Raw genomic sequence first — 23265 nt, forward strand, 5'->3', positions numbered from 1 at the left:
TCACGCGCGGGGGCGGAACGTGCGTCGGTAGGTGGAGGGAGACACGCCGACGCGCTCGTGCAGGCGCTGGCGGAGGGCGGCGGCCGTGCCGAAGCCGGATCGCCGGGCCACCTGCTCGACGGAGAGGTCGGTGGTCTCCAGCAGCAGCCGGGCGTGCTCGGTGCGCTGCTGGAGCAGCCACTGGGCCGGGCTGAGCCCGGTCTCGGAGCGGAAGTGCCGGGTGAAGGTGCGTACGCTCATCCGCGCGTGCGCGGCCAGGTCGCGCAGGGCGACCGGTTCGTGGAGGCGCTGCCGGGCCCACTCCCGGGTGGCGGCGGTGCCCGTCCGCGTGGCCTGTGGGACGGGGCGCTCGATGTACTGTGCCTGGCCGCCCTCCCGCCACGGCGGCACCACGCAGCGCCGGGCCGCCCGGTTGGCCACCTCGCTGCCGTGGTCGGTGCGGACGACGTGCAGGCACAGGTCCATTCCGGCGGCGACACCGGCCGAGGTGAGCACGTCGCCGCCGTCGATGAACAGCACGTCCGGGTCCAGGTCCACCCGCGGGTGCAGCCGGCGGAACCGGTCGGCGTACGCCCAGTGGGTGGTGGCCCGCCGCCCGTCGAGCAGGCCGGCGGCGGCGAGCACGAACGCGCCCGTGCAGATCGACATGATCCGCGCGCCCCGGGCGTGCGCCGCGCGCAGCGCCGCGACCACGTCCGGGTCGACGGTGCCGTCGACCACGGGGGCGCTGCCGTGGACGCCGGGCACCACCACCGTGGCGGCCGCCTCGACCAGGTCGAGCCCGTGGTCGGGCAGCACCCGGAAGCCGGCGCTGCTGCGTACGGGGTGGCCGCCCGGGGTGCAGGTGTCCACCGCGTACAGGCGGGCGTCGTCGGCGTCGCGGGCGGACCCGAAGACCTGGGACGGGGTGCCGAGGTCGAGGCCCACCACCCCGTCGACGGCGAGCACGGCGATCCGGTGCGGCGACCTGGTCATGGCCCGATTATTGCGGACGATGGCATTCCGGCCACTCGTCGGGCGCCGCCGGGCGACCGAGACTCGGGACGTGATCCGTAACCGCCGCCTCCACCCGGCCTGGACCGTGGCCGCCGTCGCCTTCGTCGCCCTGGTCGGGGCCGCCGGCTTCCGCGCCACCCCCTCGGTGCTGCTGCACCCGCTGCACGCGGAGTTCCGCTGGCCGCTGGCGACCATCTCCGCCGCCGTCTCGGTCAACCTGCTGCTGTACGGGCTGACCGCCCCGTTCGCCGCCGCGCTGATGGACCGGTTCGGCATCCGGCGGGTGGTCGCCGGCGCGCTGGCGCTGGTGGCGCTGGGCAGCGGGCTGACCGTCTTCATGACGGCGAGCTGGCAGCTCGTCCTCTGCTGGGGCGTGCTGGTGGGGCTGGGCACCGGTTCGATGGCGCTGGCGTTCGTGGCGACGGTGACCGGGCGCTGGTTCGTCCGGCGTCGGGGCCTGGTGACCGGGGTGCTGACCGCCGGGGGCGCCACCGGCCAGCTCGTCTTCCTGCCGCTGGTGGCCGTGCTGGTGCGCGACCACGGCTGGCGCGCGGCGGCGCTGGTCGTCGCCGGGGCCGCGCTGGCGGTCGTACCGCTGGCGTGGTGGCTGCTGCGGGAGCACCCGGCGGACCTCGGGCTGCCCGCGTACGGCGCGGCGGAGGTGGTGGCGCCCGAGCCGCCGGCCGGCGGGGCCGCGGCCCGCGCGGTCGGCGCGCTGGCCGCCGCCGCGCGGACCCGGCCGTTCTGGCTGCTCGCCGGCGGCTTCGCGATCTGCGGCGCGACCACCAACGGGCTCGTCGGCACGCACTTCGTGCCGGCCGCGCACGACCACGGCATGCCGGAGACCACGGCCGCCGGGCTGCTCGCCCTCGTCGGGCTGTTCGACATCGCCGGCACGGTCGCCTCCGGCTGGCTCACCGACCGGGTGGACAGCCGGCTGCTGCTCGGCGCGTACTACGCGCTGCGCGGCGCGTCGCTGCTGGTGCTGCCCGGGCTGTTCGCCGAGACCACGCAGCCGAGCATGCTCGTCTTCGTCGTCTTCTACGGACTGGACTGGGTGGCCACCGTGCCGCCGACCGTGGCGCTGTGCCGGGAGTACTTCGGCGCGTCCGGCGCGGTGGTGTTCGGCTGGGTCTTCGCCGCCCACCAGGTCGGCGCGGCCATCGCCGCCACCGGGGCGGGCCTGGTCCGCGACTCGCTCGGCGACTACGCGCTCGCCTGGTACGCCGCCGGGGCGCTGTCGATCGCCGCCGCCGGGCTGTCCCTGCTGCTGCGCCGGCGGCGGGACTACCCGACGACCGAGACGTCCTTCCAGAACGCCACCCGGTCGCGGACCATCTCGGCCTCCGGCTTCGGATCCGGGTAGTACCAGACCGCGTCGGCGCTGGTCCGCCCGTCGTGCTCCAGCGTGTAGTACGACGCGGTGCCCTTCCACGGGCAGACCGTGTGCGTCGACGACTCGCGGACCACGTCGTCGCGCAGCGCGGCCCGCGGGAAGTAGTGGTTGCCCTCGACCACCACCGTGTCGTCACTCTCGGCGATCACCATGTCGTTCCAGACGGCTCTCGGCATGGCGTACAGGCTATGCGGGCCTGGCAACGTGGGAAAGGCCACCATGGAGGGCCGACGCGACCAGCAGGGACGGCGTAGAGTCGGCTCATGCGCGCCGAGCGTGTGGATCATCAAGTCGACCATGACCGGGCGGTGGACCTGCTGCGGCGGTCGTACGCGGCGGTGCCTCCCGGTGAGACGGTCCGGCTGGCCAAACGCACCTCCAACCTGTTCCGCCCGAGGTCGGCGCCGAGCGCCCCGGGGCTGGACGTCAGCGGCCTCGGCGGGGTGATCGGGGTGGACCCGGTCGCCCGCACCGCCGAGGTGCAGGGCATGTGCACGTACGAGAACCTGGTCGACGCGACGCTCGCGCACGGGCTGATGCCGCTGGTGGTGCCGCAGCTGCGCACCATCACCCTCGGCGGCGCGGTGACCGGGCTGGGCATCGAGTCCACCTCGTTCCGGCACGGCCTGCCGCACGAGTCCGTGCTGGAGCTGGACGTGCTGACCGGGGCCGGCGAGATCGTCAGCTGCCGGCCCGAGGGCGAGCACGCCGACCTGTTCGCCGCCTTCCCGAACTCGCTGGGCAGCCTCGGGTACGCCACCCGGCTGCGCATCGAGCTGCAACCGGTGCGCCGGTACGTGGCGACGCGCAACGTCCGCTTCACCCGGCTGGAGGAGCTGACCGACGCGATCGGCGAGGTCGTCGCCAAGGGCACCTGGGACGGCGAGCCCGTCGACGCGATGGACGGGGTGGTCTTCAGCCCCGGCGAGGCGTACCTGGTGCTGGCGAGCTTCACCGACGACGCGCCCCGGCCCAGCGACTACACCGGCCAGGACATCTACTACCGCTCCCTGCGCCGGCGCACCCGCGACTGGCTGACCACGTACGACTACCTGTGGCGCTGGGACACCGACTGGTTCTGGTGCTCGGCCGCGTTCGGGGTGCAGCACCCCGTCGTCCGGCGGCTCTGGCCGACCCGGCTGCGACGCAGCGACGTCTACCACCGCATCGTGCGACTGGAGAACCGCTACCGGGTGTCCGCCCGGATCGACCGGCTGCGCGGCCAGCCCGACCGGGAGCGGGTCGTGCAGGACGTGGAGATCCCGCTGGAGGGCACGGCCGACTTCCTGCGCTGGTTCGCGAAGACGGTGCGGATGTCGCCGGTCTGGCTGTGCCCGCTGCGGCTGCGCGAGCCGGCCGGTCCCGGATCGACCCGGGTCTGGCCGCTTTATCCGATGCGGCCGGGGCAGACGTACGTCAACATCGGCTTCTGGGGGACCGTGCCGATCGCCGAGGGCGCCGCCGACGGCGACGTCAACCGGACGATCGAACGCGCGGTGTCCGAGGCGGGCGGCCACAAGTCGCTCTACTCGGACGCGTACTACGACCGCGAGGCCTTCGACCGCCTCTACGGCGGCGAGACCTGGCGTGCCGTGAAGGACCGTTACGACCCGGACCACCGGCTCACCGGACTGTACGAGAAGGCGGTAGCGCGAAGATGAGCCTGACCGATCGAGAGCAGGGGGCGGCCAGCGAGCCGTCCACACCACCGCAGGCGGGAAGCCGGCGCCCGGGCCCGACCGTGGCCGACGTCGTCCGGGCCGTCACGGCCAGGGCCCTGCCGATCCGGGTCATCGGGTACGACGGCAGCGTCGTCGGCCCGGCCGACGCCGGGTACACGTTGACCATCCGCACCGAGCGGGGGCTGTCGTACCTGCTGACCGCCCCCGGCGACCTGGGCATGGCCCGGGCCTACGTCAGCGGCGACCTGGCGCTGGACGGGGTGCACCCGGGCGACCCGTACGAGGCGTTCCGGGTGCTCCAGGACCAGCTGCGGCTGCGCCTGCCCTCGCTGTCCGAGGGGCTGGCCCTGGTGCGCGGGCTGGGCTGGGACCGGCTGAAGCCGCCGCCGCCCCCGCCGCAGGAGGCCGCGCCGCGCTGGAGGCGGGTGATGAACGGGCTGCGGCACTCCCGCACGCGGGACAGCAGCGCGATCTCCCACCACTATGACGTGTCGAACGCCTTCTACGAGAAGGTGCTCGGCCCGTCCATGACGTACACGTGTGCGGTGTTCCGCAGCCCGGACGACACGCTGGAGCAGGCGCAGGCGGCCAAGTACGACCTGGTCGCCGGCAAGCTGGCGCTCAAGCCGGGGATGCGGCTGCTCGACGTGGGCTGCGGCTGGGGCGGCATGGTCCGGCACGCGGCCCGCGAGTACGGCGTGAAGGCGCTCGGGGTGACCCTGTCGAGGGAGCAGGCGCAGTGGGCGCAGGCGGCGATCGAGCGTGAGGGGCTGGGCGAGCTGGCCGAGGTGCGGCACATGGACTACCGGGACGCCCCCGCGAGCACTTCGACGCGGTTTCCTCGATCGGGCTGACCGAGCACATCGGAGTGCGCAACTACCCCGCGTACTTCGGCGCCCTGCGCGACCGGCTGCGCCCGGGGGTCGGCTGCTCAACCACTGCATCACCCGGGCCGACAACCGCGCACCGCACCGCTCCGGCGCGTTCATCGACCGGTACGTCTTCCCGGACGGCGAGCTGGCCGGCCCGGGCCGGCTGATCGGCGAGATCCACGACGCCGGGCTGGAGGTGCACCACGAGGAGAACCTGCGGCAGCACTACGCGCTGACCCTCGCGGGCTGGTGCCGCAACCTGGTGGAGAACTGGGACTTCTGCGTCGCCGAGGTCGGCGAGGGCACCGCCCGGGTGTGGGCCTCTACATGGCCGGGTCGCGGCTGGCGTTCGAGCGCAACGAGATCCAGCTGCACCAGGTGCTCGCGACGCGCAACGCCGCGGCCGGGGTGAGCGGCTACCCGCTGCGCCCGGACTGGACGCCCTGACCCGAGCCTGAACCGAAAGGGGCGGCCAGCGTCGGCCGCCCCTTTCGTCGAACCTATTGACAAAGAAGTTTTGTACGTTCAAACTTATTTTGCCATGAGAGACGTTCTGTACCTGGAAGAGTTCGCGCAGGCGGAGGCCCTGCTCAAGCCGCAGCGGGTCGAGGTGCTGCGGCAGCTCGCCGAGCCCCGCACCTGCACCGAGGTCGCCGCCGCGCTCGGGCAGACCCCGCAGCGGGTCTACTACCACGTCAAGCAGCTCGTGGCGGCCGGCCTGGCCGAGCAGGTGTCCGAGCGCAAGGTGCGCGGCATCAGCGAGGGCATCTACCAGGCGGCAGCCCGGTCGTACTGGCTCTCGCCCCGGCTCGTCGGCCGCATCGGCGGGCTGCGCCGGGCCCGCGACGAGCTGAGCCTCGGCTACCTGCTCGACCTCATGGAGGAGGTCCAGGCCGACGTCGCCGCCCTCGACCGGGCGGCCCCCGAGCTCCCCTCGCTCGGGGTCTCCGGCGAGATCCGCCTGCCGCCGGAGCGTCGGCAGGAGTTCCTGGACGACCTGCGCACCACGCTGCAGGACCTGTTCACCCGCTACGGGGGCGCCGAGGGGGACGCCTTCAAGCTCGCCGTGGCCTGCTATCCCAAGGGGGAAGACCGTGACTGAACCGATGACCATGCGCGCCCGGCTCGCCGCGCCCGTCGAGGCCGTGCACCGGGCCCTGACCGACCCGGCCGAGCTGCGCGTCTGGCTCGCGGAGCACGCCGAGGTCGAGCTGCCCGACCGGTACGCGTACTGGGGGCGCTACACGCCCGAGGGGGACGCGCCGCACCAGCGGCTGCTGCACGTCGACGACCGGACGCTGCGCTTCGCCTGGACGCTGGACGGGGTGGAGACCACCACGGAGATGGCGCTGGAGCCGGAGGGCGACGCGACGCTCCTCACCCTGCGGCAGAGCCACTTCGACTTCGCCGAGGCGATCAGCGGCAGCTCGATCCGCGGGGTGCTCCAGACGTTCTGGGCCCTCTCGGTCGCCAACCTGGCCGCCATGCTGGAGGGTCGGCCGCTGCTGCCACGTACGGACTTCACCTCGGCCGACCTGCGCGGCGAGCTGCTGATCGCCGCCCCGATGGACAAGGTGTACGAGTCGCTGACCGACTCGGAGCAGGCCAGCGCCTGGTTCGGGTACCCGATCGGCATCGAGCCCTGGGTCGGCGGCCGGTACGCCATGGGCGGCTTCGAGTCCGGCTACGCGGCCAAGGTGATCGACCTGGACCCGGGCCGGAAGATGTCCATCGACTGGGGGCCGACCGGGGTCAGCACCTGGAAGCTGGCCGAGTCCGACGGAAAGACGAAGCTGACCTTCGTGCAGAGCGGCTTCGACGAGCAGAACCCGCCGTACGCGGCGTGGTGCGGCTCGGTCTCCGGCCTCGCCGAGCTGCGCCGCTACCACGAGGTGCCCGACTGGCAGCCGATCTGGCTCCCCGACCCCACCCCGGTCGCCTGAGAAGGCGGGCCCCCTGTCGACGCCTTCGGTACGGCAGGGGGCCCCTTTCAACAGGTGGCGGGAGGGCGGTGCGAAACGCCGGGCCCGTGGGTATAGCCGGACGATGTTCTTCATCTACGACGTGTCCCGCGCCGAGGCCGAGCGCCTCCCGGTCGGCTGAACCGGGATGGCCCGCTTCCTCTGCTGGCTGATCGGCCGCGAGCCGACCGGCGCCCCGTACACCGTCTCCCGGCCGCCCTGCACCCCGGGCCGCCGCAAGCGTCGCCGCGCCCGCCGCCCGCTGGCCGGCACCGCGCTGCCCCGCTCGCCCTGGAACCGCTCCGCCGGCCGCTGACGGGCCCCGTCCGAGCGGCAGTCGCTGGTCGCCGCGCCGGTCCACCCGAAGGGCGGTCCGCGCCGAAGCGGCGCCGACCGCCTATCGTGGCGTGTCGTGACGAGCACCGAGCAGCGACTCGCCGAGATCCGGGGCGGCGTGCCCGCGCGCCGGCACAACGCCCGGACCATCGCCGCGCTCACCGGCAACCCCGGCTGCGCCCGGCGGGCCGTGCTGGACAGCGCCGGGGTCGACAAGCCGAAGCTGGCCGCGCGGATCGGGTTCCCCGCCCGGTTCGGGCAGTCCCGGTTCGCCATCGGCCGGGGCAACGCGTTCGAGGCGCAGGTCAAGGCGGACGGCGGGGCGGAGCTGCTGCGGCTGGTGGCCGAGCGGCTGGGCGTCGACCCGGGCGGCCCGGCGACCTGGACCGACCTCGGCGCCGACGATCGCGACGGGGCCGGCCCGCCGGATCGGTCCGCCCGCTCGCGGGCCGCGCTGGTCGCCGCCGCGCCGACCGGCGCCGCCGCGCCGGCCGCCCTGTTCGACCACCCCCTGCTCGGCCTGGACGTCGCCGGCCAGCGGGTGCACCTGGAGCCCGACCTGGTCGCCGCCCGGCTCGCCGGCCGGTACCACGTCGTGGAGGTCAAGTCGTTCCCCGTCATCGACGGGCAGGCCGACCCGGCGAAGGTCGCCGCCGCCGCGATCCAGTCCGCCGTCTACGTGCTGGCCTTGCGCGAACTGCTCGCCGCCGAGGGGCACGCGGAGGAGCTGGTCTCCTCCGACGTGGTGCTCGTCTGCCCGCGCGACTTCGCCAACCAGCCGGTGGCCAGCCTGGTCGACGTACGCAAGCAACTGCTCGTGCTGCGCCGCCAGCTCGACCGGATGGCCCGGATCGACGACCTGCTGGCCCGCGTCCCGGCTGGCTTCACCGCCGACCCGTCCACCGATCCCGCCGAGCTGCGGCGTGCCCTCGAGTCCGTCGAGGCCCGTTACGCCCCGGAGTGTCTGGCCGCGTGCGAGCTGGCGTACTTCTGCCGGCACGAGGCGCGCGCGCAGACCGCCGCGCTGGGCCGGCCCGTCCGCGAGGCGCTCGGCGGGGTGGCGGCCGTGACCGAGGCGTTGGCGCTGGCCGCCGGGGAGGACCCCGGCGAGCCGGGGCAGGCGGAGGCCGCCGCGCTGCTGCGGGCCGCGGCCCGGCTGCGCGCCGACGCCCTGGCCGGGCAGCCCGCATGAGTACGCTGCGCGCGCTCGCGAAGGCGCAGGCACTCGCCGCCGGGGTCGCCCAGCCGGTGGCCACCGTACGGCACCTGCACCTGTCGCCCCGGCCGCTGGTGCTGGTGCCGCTGGCCATGGCCGGCGAGGCGAACGCCCCCCTCGCCGTGCTGGCCGGCACCGCCCCGGACGACGCCCGGCTGCTGATCGTGCCGCAGCCGCGCAACCGGGACCAGCGCTTCGCGTTCGCCGCCGAGCTGGCCGGGATCGTCCTGCCGTACCTGGACGCCTTCCGGGGCGTCTCCGAGGCAGTCCCGGTCGACCGGGGCCGGGACGTCCGGTACCGGTACGCCGACGCGCCGCAGCTGCTGGTGCCGAACCCGGCCGGGGTGACGTTCCTGCGGCTGCTCGGCCGCTCCACCCGGTTCCGCCGCCCCGACGGCGAGTACCCCGTGCATCCGGCGGTGCCGCTGCTCGGGCGCTGGCTGACGTTCTTCGCCGAGCGCGCCGAGCACCCCGGGTCGTCGGCGCTGCTGGCGATGACCGAGGCGCTGACCCTGCACTGGGCCACCGGGCAGAGCGCGGTGGAGGACCTGCACCTGCCGGCGGTGCTCGGTTGGCTCGACCCGCCGCCGGGGCTTGACGGCGCGCAGGCGGCGGCCCGGGCCGAGGACCCGTCGGTGTGCCCGCCCGCCGGCCCGGCCACCGACCCGGACTTCGACAACGGCGTGCTCGCCCCGGCCGTCGCCGCGTACGACGAGGCGCCCGACGACGACGCCCGGCGGGCCGCGTACGCGGAGCTGGAGCGCGTGCTGCGCGGCCAGCTCGCGCCCACCTGGGAGCTGATGTGGCGCGGCGTCGGGCTGCTCGCCGCCCTGCCGCCCGGCGCCCGCGTCGAGGGGCGTTGGGCCGGCGACCGGGACGCGTTCACCGCCCACGCCGAGCACGTCGACTCCGGCGGCGGCCCGCAGCCGCGCCGGGACGGCGCCGTGGCGGCGGCGGTCCGGCTGCACCGGCTGGAGCGGGCGCTCACCTCGTACGCCGTGCAGCGCGCCTACGACGATCCCCTCGTCATGGCCGAGCACCGGCTGACGGGGGAGGCGTTCGTCGGGGAGGTGACGCTCGCCGACCCGAGGCGGGTGGACGACACCGGCAAGCGCCCCGTGCTGCGCCCCCGCATCCAGGTCGTCACCGCCGAACCGGTGGCGGTGCCGGTCGGGGCGACCCTGTACTCGCCGGCCCGGCCCGCCCAGAAGGCGAAGGTGATCTTCGTGACCCCCGGCGGCGACGGCAAGACCGAGGTGGTGCTGGAGCTCTCCGGTGGCATGGGCCGGGGGCTGACCGCGCCGCCGGGCTCGGTGCCGGAGGTGGGGGAGCGGGTGTGCCTGACCACCCTGTCGGACGCGTACCTGCCGGCGGGGGCGTTCCCCGCGCCGGAGGAGACCCCGTGGACCCACGGCGGCCCGCCGGTCTCCGCGCCCGGCCCCGACCCCGATCCGGGCACCCCGTCGCCCGACGGCGACCCGGCGGAGGCGTGGGCCTGACGGCCCGTCGTCGGGTGGCCCGTGGAGCTGCCCGCGCGGACGGGGCACCGGGAACCGCCGTGCGATGCTGGCGCGAGGGAGATCGAGACCCGGGTGACCGGCGGGCCGGTGGACTTCCGCTTCTTCGACGCGGACACGGTCGCGAAGGCGCTGACCGAGGCGGGCTTCACGGTCGAGGCCACGCTGGAGCGGGCACCGTACCCGCAGGAGGCCGAGACCCGGCGCGGGTACCTGCTGGCCCGCGCCTGACCGGCGCGCCGGCGACCCACCCCCGTGGTCGGGCCGTCGGCGCGCCGGCGTCGGAGGCGACCCGGCCGAGCGGGTCAGGCTGCCGCGGCGAGGGCGGCCCGGGCCTCGTCCGCCGCGGGCCGCCGCGGGTCGTCGGCCAGCAGGGCCCGCAGTGCCATCCGGTACGCCACCGCCTCCGCCGCGTGGGCCGGTGCCTCGACGTCCGGCAGCACCCCGCGCCCCTCCCAGTTCGTGCCGGAGACCGGGTTGACGGGCCGGGCCACCGGCACGGTGAGCTCCAGGTGGGGGTGCAGCCGCCGGCCCACGCACGGGTGCGCCGCCCCCGGGGTCCGCTCGCCGACCACAGTGGCCCGGCCGAGCTGCTGGAGGCCGTACGCCAGCTCCTCGCCGCCGGAGACCGTCCGCGCGGAGGTCAGGACGTGGACGGGTTTCTCCGGCGCGTACCTCGGCGCCGGCAGGTACGCGGCGCTCCAGAACTGGCGGGCGTCGCCGGCCCGGTCGTGCATGGTGTGCAGGTGCGCGGGCTCGGCGAGGAACCAGCCGCAGACCAGGGCGGTCATGTCGGGGCTGCCGCCCCGGTTGCCGCGTAGGTCGAGCAGGAGCGCGTCGGTGCCGCCGAGCAGCCGCAGCGCCGCCACCATGGCGTCGCCGGCGACCTGTGGCGGGAAGAGGCAGGGGCGGATCTCCAGCAGCCCGACGTTGCCGGCCAGCCGCTGCACCCGGGCGATGCCGCCCATGGTCACGGCCGCCTGCCGGTCCCACCACTGCTCGTCCAGGGTCGCCTCGCGCTCCGGCAGGGCCTCGGCGCTGTGGTTGAGCCGCAGGTGCTGGTCGCCGTTGACGGACTGGAGGTCCTCGGTGACGACCGTGGCCAGCGCCGCCGGGTCGGCGGCGTCGGTGTACCGGCCGTCGCGGAGCCGGTCGCCGAGGCGCGCGGCGATGCGCTCGGCGACGTCGGGAAAGACGTACCGCTCGGCGACCAGTCTCCCGGCCCGCTCGACGACGTCGGTGATCTCGTCCTGCCGCATCGGCCACCTCCGTCCGCCGGTCCACTGTGGTGTGGGTAGTAGAACAGCCGATTGACAAAGCGTCAAGGGAAGTGGACGCTTTCGGGGTGAGCGACGAGATCGCCGAGGCGCTGGAGGCCCGCACCCCGGCCCACTTCAAGGCGCTGGCCCACCCGTTCCGCCAGCGGCTGCTCTACGCGCTGGGCGCCGGCCCCGCCACCATCAGCCAGCTCGCCGCCGGGCTGGGCGCGGCGAAGGGCACCGTCGCCCACCACCTGAAGGTGCTGACCGAGGCGGGCATGGTCCGGGTCGCGCACACCCGGCAGGTGCGCGGCGGCACGGAGCAGTACCACGAGCGCACCTACCGCCGGCTGGTCGGCGGGGCGCACGACCCCGCCACCACCACCGCCCTGCTGCGCGCGGTCGGCGAGGAGCTGGCGGGCGACGACGATCCGCTGCTGCACGTGCGCCACCTGCGGCTCACCCCGGCTCAGGCGCGGCGGCTCCGGTCCACCCTGGAGGACCTGGTCGCCGCCGCCGAGGAGGCCGGCCCGGACGAGCCGCGGTACGGCGTCCTGGTCGGTCTCTACCGCCAGGCGGCCATGCCGCCCGCCCCGCCCGTGCGGGCGGCCGCGGAGGACCGCCGCCCCCTTCCCGCTGGACGGCGCACGGCGACGGCGGACCGAAGCCGCCGACCGAGCCCGGAGAACCTGGCGGCCCGCCCGGCACCGCACTAGGCTTTCGGCGTCCGTCTCCATGACCGGTCCTCGCCGCCCGAGGGTGCACACAGGAGAGAGAGCCGGAGCGACCGCTGTGCTGCCCCAGGACGCCCGCCAGGCCGGCGCGACCCCCGACCTGTGGTCCGGGGCCGGGTTCGCGGCGGCCGTGGCGATCCTGCTCGCCGAGGCGGCCTGGCTCGTCGCCGGGCTGCCCGGCGCGGCCCTCGCCAGCGACCTCGGCGCGGTCGCCGTGGCGGGCTGGTCCACCGTCGCCTGCGTCGGCGCGGCCCGTCGCCACCCGGCGCAGCTGCGCCGGTTCTGGACGCTGCTCGCCGCCACCATGTGCCTGGCCGCGCTCGGCCGGGCGGTGTGGACCGCGCAGCGCCTCGGCGACGACTCCCTGCCGCACACCCCGCTGATCGGCGCCCTGTTCACCGCCGGCATCGTCACCGGCACCGCCGCGCTGCTGTGCTCCGTCACCGCCCGCAGTGCCGTCGGCCGGGCCCGGGCGGTGCTGGACGGGGTGATCGTCGGGCTCTCCCTCATCCCGATCGGCTGGGTGCTGGTCTTCCGGGACGTGGCCGCCGCCGACCTGGCCGACCCGGTGCGCACCCTCGGGCTGCTCTACCCGATGCTCGACCTGGCGCAGCTGACCATCCTGGTCGCGGTGGCCGGGACGGTCCGGCCGAGGTGGCGGCCGCTCACCGTGATCGGGGCCAGCCTCGTCACCCGGGCGGTCGCCGACGCCGCGTACGTGTCCCTGGTCGCCCGCGGCGACTACGCCCCCGGCCACCCGATCGACGTCTGCTGGCCGCTGAGCTACCTGCTGGTCGGCGTCGCCACCCGGTACGCGCCGCCCGCCCCCGACGAGACCGACGAGACCGCCGAGGCACCCCTGCCGCCGTGGTGGCGGGTCGCCCTGCCGTACCTGCCGGTCGGCGGGGCGATCGTGGCGGTGCACCTGGCCCGGCGACCCGACGGGCAGACCCCGCAGCTCGTCCTCCTCACCGTGATGGCGCTGCTCGGCGTCCTGGCCGCGCGTCAGGGGCTGGCGGCCAACGAGAACCTGCGCCTGGTCGCCCGGCTGCGCATCCTCGCCTACACCGACCAGCTCACCGGCCTGCCCAACCGGCTGACGTTCAACCGGCGGCTGCGCCGCGCGCTGCGCGCCGGCGCCCCGGTCTCGGTGCTGCTGCTCGACCTCGACGGGTTCAAACAGGTCAACGACCGGTTCGGGCACGGCACCGGCGACGCGCTGCTGACCACCATCGCCGGCCGGATGCGCCGGGCCGTCGGCGACGACGGCACCGTCGCCCGGCTCGGCGGCGACGAGTTCGCCGTCCTCGTCGACGACCGGCCCCAGGTACGCCCCGAGCACCTGGCCGAGCGGCTCCTCACCGCCCTGCAACCGGCCGAGGAGGACGAGGAGGACGGGGTCGGCGGGCACACCACGGCCAGCATCGGCATCGCCGAGTACGGCCCCCAGCACGCCTCCCACACCGACCTGCTCCGCGACGCCGACATCGCCATGTACGCGGCCAAGGCCGCCGGGAAGTCCGCGTACCGGACGTGCACCGCGGAGCTGCGTGAGGCGGCGGTGACCCGGGCCGAGCTGATCGACGACCTGCGCCGCGCCGTCGACGAGCGGCAGCTGCACCTGGAGTTCCAGCCGATCGTCGACCTGGCCAGCGGCGAGGTGCGCAGCGCCGAGGCGCTGGTGCGCTGGCGGCACCCCCGGCTCGGCCTGCTGCCCCCGGCGCGGTTCCTGCCGCTGGCGGAGGAGACGGGGCTGATCGTGCCGATCGACCGGTGGGTGATCCACGAGGCGTGCCGGGCCGCCGCGACCTGGCGGGACCGGGCCCCGGACGCGACCGTGGCGGTGAACATCGCCGCCGCGCACCTGCGCCGCCCGGACCTGATCGCCACGGTCAGCGAGGCCACCGCCGGGGCCGGCCTGGCGCCCCGGGCGCTCACCCTGGAGCTGACCGAGTCGGCGCTGATCGAGGGCAGCGACACCGTGCTGGAGCGGCTGCGCCAGCTCCGCGAGCTGGGCATCCACATCGCCATCGACGACTTCGGCACCGGCTACTCGTCGCTGAGCTACCTGCACCACATTCCGGCCACCGAACTGAAGATCGACCGGTCGTTCGTGGCCCGGCTCGGCGCGGACGCCCGCGCGTACGCGACGGTGGAGATGGTCACCCAGCTCGCCGGGGCGTTCGACCTGAGCGTGATCGCCGAGGGAGTGGAGACCGAGGGGCAGCACGCGGCGGTCACCGCGATCGGCTGCGTCCACGGCCAGGGCTGGCGGTACGGTCGTCCCACCGGCCTCGCCGACCTGCGCGCCGCCCTGCTCCCGGCGGCGCCCGCCTGACCCCGCGGCGGCCCGCGCAATCGGGCTTGACCCTCACGCAACGGTAGGCGGCAGCCTGGTCGTGGAAGGGAGGGAACCATGGCCTGGACGGTGGGACGGGTGGCGAAGGCCGCCGGCGTGACGGTGCGGACCCTGCACCACTACGACGAGATCGGCCTGCTCTCGCCCAGCGGGCGCAGCCCCGCCGGGTACCGGCGCTACGACGACGCCGACCTGGAGCGGCTGCAGCTCATCCGCTACTACCGGGAGCTGGGGTTCCCGCTGGAGGAGATCGCCACGATCCTCGACGACCCGGCCGCCGACCCGGCGGCGCACCTGCGCCGGCAGCACGAGCTGGTCACCGGACGGATCAAGCGGTTGCAGGGGATGCTCACGGCGATCGAGTTCGCGATGGAGGCGAGCAGGGTGGACATCAGACTGACTCCGGAGGATCGGTTCGAGGTCTTCGGCGACCTCGACCCCGACGAGCACGCCGAGGAGGCGCACCAGCGCTGGGGAGACACCGACGCGTACCGGGAGTCGGCCCGGCGCACGGCCCGCTACGGCAAGGAGGACTGGCTGCGCAACAAGGCCGAGAACGAGGACTGGCTGCGGCGGTTCGCCGCGGTGATGGAATCCGGGGCGCCGGCCGACGGCCAGGAGGCGATGGCGCTGGCCGAGGAGCACCGGCAGCTCGTCAGCCGCTGGTACTACGAGTGCACCTACGAGATCCACACCGGCCTGGCCGACATGTACGTGGCCGACGAGCGGTTCACCGCGTACTACGAGCGGACCCGCCCCGGCATGGCCGCCTACCTCAACGAGGCGATCCACGCCAACGCGATCAGCCGCGCGTGAGCGGGGCCGGCCAACGCGATCAGCCGCGCGTGAGCGGGGCCGGCCAACGCGATCAGCCGCGCGTGAGCGGGGCCGGGGCGCGGCGCGCCCCGGCCTCACAGCAGCAGGTCGAGCACGAGTACGCCGGCGAACCCGACCACGGAGATGATCGTCTCCATCACCGACCAGCTCGCGATGGTCTGCCCGACGGTCAGCCCGAAGTACTCCTTCACCAGCCAGAAGCCCGCGTCGTTGACGTGCGAGAAGAACAGCGAGCCGCAGCCGACCGCCAGCGCCAGCAGCGCCACCCCCGGCCGGTCCAGGGTCACCGCGAGCGGGGCGACGATGCCGGCGGCGGTGATCGTCGCGACGGTCGCCGAGCCGGTGGCCACCCGGATGCCGACCGCGACCAGCCAGCCCAGCAGCAGCGGGGACAGGCTGGCGTTCTCCGCCGCGTGGGCGACCAGGTTGCCCACCCCGGCGTCGACCAGTACCTGCTTGAACCCGCCGCCCGCGGCGACGATCAGCAGGATGCCGGCGATCGGCGGCAACGACCCGCCGAGCACGGACGAGACCTGGGCGCGGTTGAACCCCGCCTGGTAGCCGAGGGTGAACATCGCCACGATCACGCCGGTCAGCAGGGCGATGATCGGGGTACCCACGATGTCCAGGGCGCGACGGCCCCCGCTGCCCTCGGGCAGGGTCAGCTCGCCGACGGCCCGCAGCAGCATCAGCACCACCGGCAGCAGCACGGTGATCACCGCCGGCCAGAACGCCGGCGCCCGCCGGGCCGTCTCGGTGCCCGTGTCGTCGACCGGCGCGCCGGGCCGGCCCGTACCCGGATTGACCAGGTCGTCCTCGGTGAGCAGGTCGCCGTCGACGTCCACCGGTGGGCGGGTCGCCGCCCCACGCTCGGCCGGGCCGCCCCCGCCGGGCACGGGCGCGCGGGTCGGCAGCAGCGACGCGGGGGCGGTCGCGGTGACGTACCGGGAGATCATGAGGCCGAAGACCGGCCCGGACAGGATCACCGTCGGAATCGCGATCAGCAGGCCCAGGCCCAGCGTCAGCCCCAGGTCGGCGTTGAGCGAGGAGATCGCCACCAGCGGCCCCGGGTGCGGCGGGACCAGGCCGTGCAGCACCGACAGGCCGGCCAGCGCGGGAATGCCGAGCCTCATCAGCGGCACGTCCGTACGCCGGGCCACCAGCAGCACGATCGGCACCAGCAGCACCACGCCGACCTCGAAGAACAGCGGCAGGCCGATCAGCGACGCCACCCCGGCCATCGCCCACGGCAGGGCGTTCCCGGACACCCGCCGGACCGTGCGGGTGACGATGTTGTCCGCGCCGCCCGACTCGGCCAGCAGGCCGCCGATCATCGCCCCGAGGGCGATCAGCAGGCCCACCCCGCCGACCGTCGAGCCGACCCCGCCGCTGAAGGACGTGACGATCTTGTCAGGGGCGACCCCGGCGACGATGCCGAGCACGGCCGCGCCGAGGATCAGCGCGAGGAACGGGTGGACCCTGCCCCAGGCGATCAGGAGCACCACCGCGGCGATGCCCAGCAGCGCCGCGGCGACCAGTTGGGCGTCACCGGCGTCGCTGAGCGGCGCCACCGGCGCGGCGAGCAGTGTGACCACGGCTATCACGACCTCCTTGGGGAGCCCCGCGGGCGGCGGAACGGACGGTCACAGGGGCGGCGGTGCGGGTGGCGGCTCGGGCGGCAGGCTCGGCGCCAGCCGACGCAGCGACGCGAACGTCGGCACGAGCGCGTCGTACAGCTCGGAGAACAGCGGGAGCAGGGCGGCGTACGTGGCGGCGGCGGCCGGGTCGGGGCGTACCGTCTCGTCGATCCGCACCAGGTCGGCCGCCACGTCCACCGACGGGATCAGGCCCAGGGCCTGCATGCCCAGCAGCGCCGCGCCGAAGCTGGACCCCTCGTGACCGACCGGGAACCGCACCGGCATGCCGAGCACGTCGGCGAGCATCTGCCGCCACAGGCGACTGCGGGCGAAGCCCCCGCCGGCCCGCACCTCCCGCACCTCGTTGCCCGCCGCCCGCACCGACGACAGCACCAGCGCCAGCTGCTGGCAGACCCCCTCCAGCGCCGCCCGGACCAGGTGCTCCCGGCCGTGACCGTGGGTCAACCCCACGTACGCCCCGCGCGGCAGCGCGCTCCAGTGCGGGGCGCGCTCGCTCAGCAGGTACGGCAGCATGATCAGCCCGCCCGAGCCGACCGGCGCCCGGGCGGCCAGGTCCAGCAGTTCCTCCTCGGCGTGCTCGCCCAGCTCCGGGGCCAGCGCCTCGCCCGCCCACTGGAGCACGATCCCGCCGTTGTTGATCGCCCCGCCGACCACCCACCGGTCCTCGGTCAGGGCGTAGCAGAACACCCCGCCCAGCGGGTCCACGGCCGGCCGTTCGACCATCACCCGCATCGCCCCGCTGGTGCCGATCGAGCAGGCCACCTCGCCCGGGTGGACCGCGCCGAGCCCCAGGTTGGCCAGCGGCCCGTCGCCCGCGCCGACCACCACCGGCGTGTCCGCCGGCAGGCCCGTCGCCTCGGCCGCCGCCGGAGTCAGCCCCGGCAACACCGTGGTGGTGGGGACGAGCCGCGGCAGCTGCTCCTCGGTGATCCCCGCCCGGCCCAGCGCCTCGGCGTCCCAGGCCAGCCGGTGGATGTTCATCAGCCCGGTGCCCGAGGCCACCGAGTGGTCGGTGACCATGGCCTCGCACAGCCGCAGCAGCACGTAGTCCTTGATGCCGACCCAGTGCGCGACCCGCTCGAACAGCCTCGGCTCCTGCTCGGCGAACCAGACCAGCTTCGAGAACGGCGCCATCGGGTGCACGGGCGTCCCGGTCCGGCGGTGCAGCGCCAGCCCCGACGGCACGGCCCGCATCCGCTCGGCCTGCCGGCTGGCCCGCGAGTCCGCCCACGTCACGGACGCGGTCAGCGGCTCGCCGTCGGCGTCCAGCCCGATCAGGCTGTGCATCGCCGTGCTGAACGACAGCCCTGCCACCGGGCCGGGCAGCTCCGCCACCACCGCGCGGACCGTCTCCAGCACCGCGTCGAGGATCAGCCGCGGGTCCTGCTCGGCGTACCCGGGGTGCGGCTCGTCCAGCGGGTAGCCCGCCGAGTGCGCGGCCAGCTGCCGCCCCTCGGTGTCGTACGCGACGCTCTTCGTGCTGGTGGTCCCGATGTCGACCCCGATCACCACGCGGGGGTACGCGTCCGGGCCGGTCACGGGCCCACCCCCCTCGCGTCGGATGGCGCGGGGCACGCCCTCGTGACCCGGCTGGGATCCTGTTACCCAGAGACGAACCACCCACACGGTCCGTCCGGTCGACTCCCCTGTGCGTACCAGTCCATCCCCTGATCGGGTATTTCAGCGGCTTCGACGGGTTTGTGACGCGTTCGCCTCGTTGAATCGGGTGACACCCCGGTTGGTGGTTCGCGCGGGCGGAGGAGTCGGCGTGGCGAGGACTGGATCCACGGGCAGCACCTGGCGGTACCGGTGGGCACACCGGCAGAACGAACGGCGCCACCGTACGTACCGCGGCGCCGAGCAGGCGTGGCGGCGGCGCGACGAGGAACTGCGGCGGCTGCGCGACACCGCGGCCGGCTTCGGCAGCTCCCCGGGAGCCGGCGCCGGCCTGCCCCTGGAACTCGCCCCGGGCGAGGTCGTCTTCTGGGCGCTGCCCGCCGCGCAGCTCGTCGAGGTGCGGCACACCGCCGTGCTGCCCGCCCCCGACCTCAACGTCGACCCCGACCGGCCGCCGCTGCACCACCGGCGCCCCGAGGGCGTCAAGGCCGTCGACGCCGGCATCGCCGTGGTCACCGACCGCCGGCTCGTCCTGCTCGGCGGGCGCGGCCGGCGCGACTGGGCGTACGGGAGAATCACCGGCCTCGCCCACGACCCGACGGCGCCGGTGACCCTGATCCAGGTCCTCGACCGGCGGCGCACCTCCGGGCTGCTGCTGCCCCGCGACGCCGCCGCCGAGTTCCGGTTCATCCTCACCCTGGCCTTCGCCGAGGCCATCGAGCAGCGCCCCGCCGTGGTCGCCCAGCTCGACGAGCTGATCGCCGAACACGAGCGGGCCCGGCCGACGCGGCCGTCCGTCGTCACCCCCGCCCAGGCCGGGATGGCCGCGCGGCTGCCGGGCGGCCGCCGTACGGTCGCGGTGGCCGCCGCTGCGGCGCTGCTGGTGCCCGCGCTGCTGTTCGAGTCGGACCCGCCGGCGCGGCCCGGCCCGGAGGTCGCCGTGGCCGCCACCGCCCCGCCCGCCACCGCTTCGCCCTCGGCCCTGCCCTCGGCCCTGCCCTCGGCCCTGCCCGTGCCCAGCCCGCGCCCGGCCGGCCGCGTCCCGGTTCCGGCGAAGGTGGCCGCGCCCCGCGTCGCGTCACCCACGCCCGTGCGGGAGCGGCGCTGCGGCGCCCCCGCCAACCCCCTCGGGTACGACTACTGCGGCGGCTCCCGCATCCGCAAACCCAACTGGCGGGTGTGCGACTACTTCGAATGCGGGCGGGAGTTCTGGGCGGGACGGGGATACCTGGTGCAGTGCCGCGACGGATCGGTCAGCCTGACCGGCGGGCAGCGCGGCGTCTGCTCCAGCCACGGCGGCCTGCGCCGGACGGTCTGGACGTGAGCCGGATGGTCTGGACGTGAGCTGGACGGTCTGGACGTGAGCTGGACGGTCTGGACGTGAGCCGGATGGTCTGGACGTGAGCTGGACGGTCTGGACGTGAGCTGGACGGTCTGGACGTGAGCCGGATGGTCTGGACGTGAGCTGGACGGTCTGGACGTGAGCTGGACGGTCTGGACCTGAGCCGGTCCGGCCCCGGCACCCTCAGCTGACGGGGTGGCGCGCCCGGTCCCCGGCCGTGTCCCGCGGCAGCCACCGCCGGCCGCGTGTGGCGGGGTGGCGCGCGTGCCGCATCATGATCGGCATGTTCAGCCTCAAGCGGAAGCAGCATCGGACGAAGAAGCGCGGCTCCGGCTCCTCGTGCGACGGTTGCGACGGCTGCGACTGCGACGGCCCGGACTGCTGCGACTTCGGGCTCTTCTCGTTCATGCTCACCCTCGGCTCCGTGACGGCCGGCGCTGCCGCCCGGCTGCCCGGGGCCGGTGCTCGCCGTTCCGGGCCGGGTGCCGTGCGTTCCGGCGCGGGTGCGGTGCGTTCCGGGCCGGGTGCCGTGCGTTCCGGCGCGGGTGCCGTGCGTTCCGGGGTGGGTGCCGTGCGTTCCGGGCCGGGTGCCGTGCGTTCCGGCGCGGCCCGGGCGTCGGTGGTCGACCGGGCGGGTCGGGCCGCGATCCTCGCCTACCGGCGCTGGCTGTCGCACCGCTGGCCCGGTCAGTGCCGGTACACGCCGACGTGCAGCGCGTACGGGCTGGCCGCCGTGGAGCGGTACGGACTGGCGGTGGGCGGGCGGATGGCGGCCAACCGGCTGCGGCGCTGCAAGCCGGGCGTGCCGCGGGGCACGTACGACCCGGTGCGCTGAGCCGTCGTCGTCTCCGGCCTGCCTCCCGGCCTGCTTCTCCGGCCTGCTTCTCCGGCCTGCTCCTGCGATCGGTCTCCGCGGCCTGCTTCTTCGGCCTGCCTCCGCGACTTGCTTCCGCAGTCGGGCGGCGTCACGGCTGGCCGAAGTCGGGGATCGTGATCGTGCCATCGTCCGCGAGCGGGAAGCCGGGATTCCAGGCGATCTCCCACACGTGCCCGTCCGGGTCGGCGAAGCAGCCGGCGTACCCGCCGTAGAAGGTCTCCCGGGCGGGGCGGGTGATCCTCGCCCCGCCCGCTGCCGCCACCGCCAGAACCTCGTCGACCTCGGCCCGGGAGCGGACGTTGTGCGCCAGGGTCAACCCGCCGAAGCCGTCCCCGCCGCGGACCGTGGCTCCGGCTCGGCTGCCTCCGGCGCCGCTGCCCCCTGCTTCGGTGATCCCGGTGCCCTCGTCTTCGGGGATTCCGGCGCCCTCTTCTTCGATGATCCCGGCGTCCTCGGCCAGCTTCTCCCGTGACCAGAGCACGACGCCCAGGCCGCCGGCCTGGTAGAAGACGGTCTCCTCGACCTCCTGGCCCCGCCAGCCCAGCCGCTCGTAGAACGCGCGGGCGCGGGCCAGGTCGGCCACGCCCAGGGTGACGAGGCTGATGCGCTGCTCCATCCCCGGACCGTACCGCCGGCGCCGGCGCCCCGTCCGCACGCGGCCGCCATGTCGGCGACATGGCGGTATCCGAGCCGCCTGGACACCGCCATGTCGGCGACAAGGAGTGGATCTAGCCCCGATCTAGCCCAGCGCGACCTGGACGGCCACGTCGCGCTTCGGGTAGTACGAGTCCACCTGCTCCGAGCCGTACTTCGCGCGGAACATCTCCTCGATGCGTCGTACCCGGTCGGCGTCGGTGATGGGGGTCGCGGACGTGCTCAGCGCCATGCCGTTCCTGGCGATCTCCACCATCGGTGTGCGCCGCACGTTCTTGTACCAGTCGCTGTCCGAGCCGGTCACCGGCATCAGGAACATGCTGTCGTCCTGCTGCACGAACCAGACGGGCCGCGAGCTCTGCCGCCCCGACTTCCGGCCGGTCACGGTGAGTTCGATCTCGCGGGCGTCCGCGAGGGCTTCCCTGACGGCGGGATTGGTCACGGTGTCCTCCGGCAAGTTCCGTAGGTGCTCCCGCCTGCCAGGCTATGGCCCTTCGCGGTCGGCCGCCGCCGGATCGGGGAGACCGCGCCACCCGTGATTCTCACCGAACCGGGGAATCGCGGTGGCCGCAACTCGCAGTCACCCCGTGTGTCGTTGACTTGGGCGCAGCGGTGGCTGTGATTGAGTGACCGGGTCCACGACGGCCACGCCACGGAGCTGGAATGACCGACGGAATACGGGAGATCGAGGTCAAATACCGCGTAGCCGACCCGGCACCGCTGGTGTGGGCGCTGCGGGAGCGCGGCGTGGTGCTCTCCGCGCCGATCCTGCAGGACGACCAGGCGTACGCGGCCAACGGCTGGAGCTACGGGCAGAGCAAGACCGGCGCCGCGTTCGCCCGACTGCGTACGGAGAACGGCCGGCACACCTTCTGCGTGAAGAAGCCGCTCGACAACGAGTTGGCATGTGCGGAGCACGAGACCGAAGTCCTCGCCCGGGGCGAGATGCACCAGGCGATCCTCGCAATGGGCTTCTACCCGACCATCCGGATCGTGAAGACCCGGCGCACGGGTCGGTTCGACCGGATGCTGCTCTGCCTCGACGACGTCGACGGGCTCGGGGCGTTCTTCGAGATCGAGGCCATGGTCGGTGGCGACCGGCCGGCCGCCGAGGTGCAGAGAGATCTGGACAGGTTCGCCAGATCCCTCGGCGTCGACCTGGTACGCAGCACGGAGACCTACGATTCGCTGATCCGAGCGAGCCTGCCTGTCGGCGCCTGACCGACTGTCTCGTCGGGCAGCAGCCCGATGCGGGTCAGCAGTTCGGCTGCCACCTCGTCCGGCTTCTGCTCGCCCACGTCGTGCAGGTGCACGGGGAAGCCTGCCTCGGCGAGCTCCACCGCCACCCGGTCGTACCATTCGCGCTCGCGTCTCCCCGCCTCCGGCCCGCAACGGTGAAAGCGGCTGTGACCAGGCAGCGAGGGTCGGCCCGTGGTAGTCGTCGGTCCCGTACCGGGCCGTCTCGCCTCCACGACGGAGCAAACCTGGCCGGCCGGCCCGCCGATCAGCCGGCGAGGCTGGGTGGGCCGGGTGCGGCCATCAATCCGGGGCGTGGCAGACGGCCTCGACGTTGTTGCCGTCGGGGTCGCGGACGAACGCGCCGTAGTAGGTCGCGTGGTACTCCGGCCAGACCCTGGGGGCGTGCAGCACCTCCGCGCCGGAGGCGACCGCCGCGTCGTGGAACGCCCGCACCGCCGCCCGATCCGGGGCGGTGAACGCGATGTGCGCCTCGTGCGCGTTACCCGGGGAGGTCACCGGGCTGAGCCAGAAGTCGGGACTGTCGCCGCCGTACCCGATCACGTCGCCGAACTGCATCAGGCGGCGCGCGCCCAGCGGGGCGAGGACGGTGTCGTAGAAGGCGGCGCTGGCCGGAACGTCGCGGACCTGGATGCCCAGGTGATCGAGCATGGCGAACTCCCTCACATGTCGTGGCGCCGGTGACACTAACGCCC

The 23265-nt window shown here is 74.7% G+C and carries 23 protein-coding genes and 1 pseudogene; 15 read left to right on the top strand and 9 right to left on the bottom strand.

The features are described from left to right. Positions 1–975: a GlxA family transcriptional regulator gene (locus JD77_RS17850; protein ID WP_145775368.1), complete on the bottom strand. Its 975-nt coding sequence runs from the start codon at positions 973–975 to the stop codon at positions 1–3. A gap of 73 nt (positions 976–1048) precedes the next feature. Between JD77_RS17850 and JD77_RS17855 the strand changes: the two genes are divergently transcribed. Beyond that, positions 1049–2362: an MFS transporter gene (locus tag JD77_RS17855; protein ID WP_246141302.1), complete on the top strand. Its 1314-nt coding sequence runs from the start codon at positions 1049–1051 to the stop codon at positions 2360–2362. Here JD77_RS17855 and JD77_RS17860 read toward each other — a convergent pair. Next, complete coding sequence (locus JD77_RS17860) at positions 2284–2568, bottom strand: DUF427 domain-containing protein (RefSeq protein ID WP_145775370.1); 285 nt, start codon at positions 2566–2568, stop codon at positions 2284–2286. The genes JD77_RS17855 and JD77_RS17860 overlap by 79 nt on opposite strands. 87 nt (positions 2569–2655) lie before the next feature. Here JD77_RS17860 and JD77_RS17865 point away from each other — a divergent pair, with 87 nt between their 5' ends. The 8 genes and pseudogenes from JD77_RS17865 (at position 2656) to JD77_RS32880 (ending at position 10207) form a co-directional block, all read left to right on the top strand. Next, positions 2656–4053: an FAD-binding oxidoreductase gene (locus JD77_RS17865; RefSeq protein ID WP_145775371.1), complete on the top strand. Its 1398-nt coding sequence runs from the start codon at positions 2656–2658 to the stop codon at positions 4051–4053. Continuing rightward, positions 4050–5393: pseudogene (locus tag JD77_RS17870) on the top strand (class I SAM-dependent methyltransferase). The gene JD77_RS17865 and the pseudogene JD77_RS17870 overlap by 4 nt, the downstream one beginning before the upstream one ends. A gap of 94 nt (positions 5394–5487) precedes the next feature. Beyond that, positions 5488–6048: a winged helix-turn-helix domain-containing protein gene (locus tag JD77_RS17875; RefSeq protein WP_145775372.1), complete on the top strand. Its 561-nt coding sequence runs from the start codon at positions 5488–5490 to the stop codon at positions 6046–6048. Continuing rightward, positions 6041–6889, top strand: a complete 849-nt coding sequence (locus tag JD77_RS17880; protein WP_145775373.1) for an SRPBCC family protein — start codon at positions 6041–6043, stop codon at positions 6887–6889. Before JD77_RS17875 ends, JD77_RS17880 begins: the two co-directional genes overlap by 8 nt. Positions 6890–7055: 166 nt before the next feature. Continuing rightward, the gene (locus JD77_RS32210) at positions 7056–7223 is read left to right on the top strand and encodes a hypothetical protein (protein WP_170286472.1); all 168 of its coding nucleotides are present in this window, start codon (positions 7056–7058) and stop codon (positions 7221–7223) included. A gap of 96 nt (positions 7224–7319) precedes the next feature. Continuing rightward, positions 7320–8435: a hypothetical protein gene (locus JD77_RS17885; protein WP_145775374.1), complete on the top strand. Its 1116-nt coding sequence runs from the start codon at positions 7320–7322 to the stop codon at positions 8433–8435. After that, positions 8432–9958, top strand: coding sequence for a hypothetical protein (locus JD77_RS17890; RefSeq protein ID WP_145775375.1), 1527 nt, complete (start codon positions 8432–8434; stop codon positions 9956–9958). The genes JD77_RS17885 and JD77_RS17890 overlap by 4 nt, the downstream gene beginning before the upstream one ends. A 21-nt stretch (positions 9959–9979) precedes the next feature. Continuing rightward, positions 9980–10207 carry a hypothetical protein gene (locus tag JD77_RS32880; RefSeq protein ID WP_211372595.1) on the top strand — a complete coding sequence of 76 codons (228 nt, stop codon included), beginning with the start codon at positions 9980–9982 and terminating at the stop codon, positions 10205–10207. Between the two features lie 74 nt (positions 10208–10281). Here JD77_RS32880 and JD77_RS17900 read toward each other — a convergent pair whose 3' ends face one another. Next, positions 10282–11235: a S41 family peptidase gene (locus JD77_RS17900; protein WP_145775376.1), complete on the bottom strand. Its 954-nt coding sequence runs from the start codon at positions 11233–11235 to the stop codon at positions 10282–10284. A gap of 86 nt (positions 11236–11321) precedes the next feature. Here JD77_RS17900 and JD77_RS17905 point away from each other — a divergent pair, with 86 nt between their 5' ends. The 3 genes from JD77_RS17905 (at position 11322) to JD77_RS17915 (ending at position 15144) form a co-directional block, all read left to right on the top strand. Continuing rightward, a complete protein-coding gene (locus JD77_RS17905) occupies positions 11322–11951 on the top strand; it encodes an ArsR/SmtB family transcription factor (RefSeq protein ID WP_246140728.1) in 630 nt (209 codons plus the stop codon). 76 nt (positions 11952–12027) lie between these two features. After that, positions 12028–14307, top strand: a complete 2280-nt coding sequence (locus JD77_RS17910; protein WP_246140729.1) for a putative bifunctional diguanylate cyclase/phosphodiesterase — start codon at positions 12028–12030, stop codon at positions 14305–14307. Between the two features lie 78 nt (positions 14308–14385). Then, positions 14386–15144 (top strand): MerR family transcriptional regulator, encoded by a 759-nt coding sequence (locus tag JD77_RS17915; RefSeq protein ID WP_145775378.1) that lies wholly within the window; start codon positions 14386–14388, stop codon positions 15142–15144. A gap of 95 nt (positions 15145–15239) precedes the next feature. Here the strand turns inward: JD77_RS17915 and JD77_RS17920 are convergent, their stop codons facing one another. Both JD77_RS17920 and JD77_RS17925 read right to left on the bottom strand, forming a co-directional pair. After that, entirely contained in the window at positions 15240–16760 is a 1521-nt protein-coding gene (locus tag JD77_RS17920) for a GntT/GntP/DsdX family permease (protein ID WP_145775379.1), read from the bottom strand. Between the two features lie 48 nt (positions 16761–16808). Next, positions 16809–18362, bottom strand: coding sequence for a gluconokinase (locus JD77_RS17925; protein ID WP_246140730.1), 1554 nt, complete (start codon positions 18360–18362; stop codon positions 16809–16811). Between the two features lie 229 nt (positions 18363–18591). Here JD77_RS17925 and JD77_RS17930 point away from each other — a divergent pair, with 229 nt between their 5' ends. Then, positions 18592–19764 carry a hypothetical protein gene (locus JD77_RS17930; RefSeq protein WP_145775380.1) on the top strand — a complete coding sequence of 391 codons (1173 nt, stop codon included), beginning with the start codon at positions 18592–18594 and terminating at the stop codon, positions 19762–19764. Between the two features lie 301 nt (positions 19765–20065). Continuing rightward, positions 20066–20617 (top strand): membrane protein insertion efficiency factor YidD, encoded by a 552-nt coding sequence (gene yidD, locus JD77_RS33710; RefSeq protein WP_246140731.1) that lies wholly within the window; start codon positions 20066–20068, stop codon positions 20615–20617. Between the two features lie 130 nt (positions 20618–20747). Here yidD and JD77_RS17945 read toward each other — a convergent pair whose 3' ends face one another. Next, positions 20748–21275 carry a VOC family protein gene (locus JD77_RS17945; RefSeq protein WP_145775381.1) on the bottom strand — a complete coding sequence of 176 codons (528 nt, stop codon included), beginning with the start codon at positions 21273–21275 and terminating at the stop codon, positions 20748–20750. 123 nt (positions 21276–21398) lie between these two features. Next, the gene (locus JD77_RS17950; RefSeq protein WP_145775382.1) at positions 21399–21755 is read right to left on the bottom strand and encodes a nitroreductase/quinone reductase family protein; all 357 of its coding nucleotides are present in this window, start codon (positions 21753–21755) and stop codon (positions 21399–21401) included. Positions 21756–21976: 221 nt separating this feature from the next. Between JD77_RS17950 and JD77_RS17955 the strand changes: the two genes are divergently transcribed. Next, a complete protein-coding gene (locus tag JD77_RS17955) occupies positions 21977–22534 on the top strand; it encodes a class IV adenylate cyclase (RefSeq protein WP_211372596.1) in 558 nt (185 codons plus the stop codon). Here JD77_RS17955 and JD77_RS32220 read toward each other — a convergent pair. Both JD77_RS32220 and JD77_RS17960 read right to left on the bottom strand, forming a co-directional pair. Next, on the bottom strand, positions 22492–22659 hold the full coding sequence (locus JD77_RS32220; protein WP_170286473.1) for a hypothetical protein: 168 nt from the start codon (positions 22657–22659) through the stop codon (positions 22492–22494). The two genes, JD77_RS17955 and JD77_RS32220, sit on opposite strands and share 43 nt — an antisense overlap. A gap of 193 nt (positions 22660–22852) precedes the next feature. Next, positions 22853–23221, bottom strand: a complete 369-nt coding sequence (locus JD77_RS17960; protein WP_145775383.1) for a VOC family protein — start codon at positions 23219–23221, stop codon at positions 22853–22855. Positions 23222–23265: the final 44 nt, after the last annotated feature.

Source organism: Micromonospora olivasterospora (assembly GCF_007830265.1).
GTDB classification, from domain to species: Bacteria; Actinomycetota; Actinomycetes; order Mycobacteriales; family Micromonosporaceae; genus Micromonospora; species Micromonospora olivasterospora.

Coding starts and splice junctions, on each gene's coding strand:
- JD77_RS17850 (WP_145775368.1), bottom strand. CDS start 975: ATGACCAGGTCGCCGCACCGGATCGCCGTGCTCGCCGTCGACGGGGTG.
- JD77_RS17860 (WP_145775370.1), bottom strand. CDS start 2,568: ATGCCGAGAGCCGTCTGGAACGACATGGTGATCGCCGAGAGTGACGAC.
- JD77_RS17865 (WP_145775371.1), top strand. CDS start 2,656: ATGCGCGCCGAGCGTGTGGATCATCAAGTCGACCATGACCGGGCGGTG.
- JD77_RS17875 (WP_145775372.1), top strand. CDS start 5,488: ATGAGAGACGTTCTGTACCTGGAAGAGTTCGCGCAGGCGGAGGCCCTG.
- JD77_RS32210 (WP_170286472.1), top strand. CDS start 7,056: ATGGCCCGCTTCCTCTGCTGGCTGATCGGCCGCGAGCCGACCGGCGCC.
- JD77_RS17890 (WP_145775375.1), top strand. CDS start 8,432: ATGAGTACGCTGCGCGCGCTCGCGAAGGCGCAGGCACTCGCCGCCGGG.
- JD77_RS17900 (WP_145775376.1), bottom strand. CDS start 11,235: ATGCGGCAGGACGAGATCACCGACGTCGTCGAGCGGGCCGGGAGACTG.
- JD77_RS17915 (WP_145775378.1), top strand. CDS start 14,386: ATGGCCTGGACGGTGGGACGGGTGGCGAAGGCCGCCGGCGTGACGGTG.
- yidD (WP_246140731.1), top strand. CDS start 20,066: ATGTTCAGCCTCAAGCGGAAGCAGCATCGGACGAAGAAGCGCGGCTCC.
- JD77_RS17945 (WP_145775381.1), bottom strand. CDS start 21,275: ATGGAGCAGCGCATCAGCCTCGTCACCCTGGGCGTGGCCGACCTGGCC.
- JD77_RS17955 (WP_211372596.1), top strand. CDS start 21,977: ATGACCGACGGAATACGGGAGATCGAGGTCAAATACCGCGTAGCCGAC.
- JD77_RS17960 (WP_145775383.1), bottom strand. CDS start 23,221: ATGCTCGATCACCTGGGCATCCAGGTCCGCGACGTTCCGGCCAGCGCC.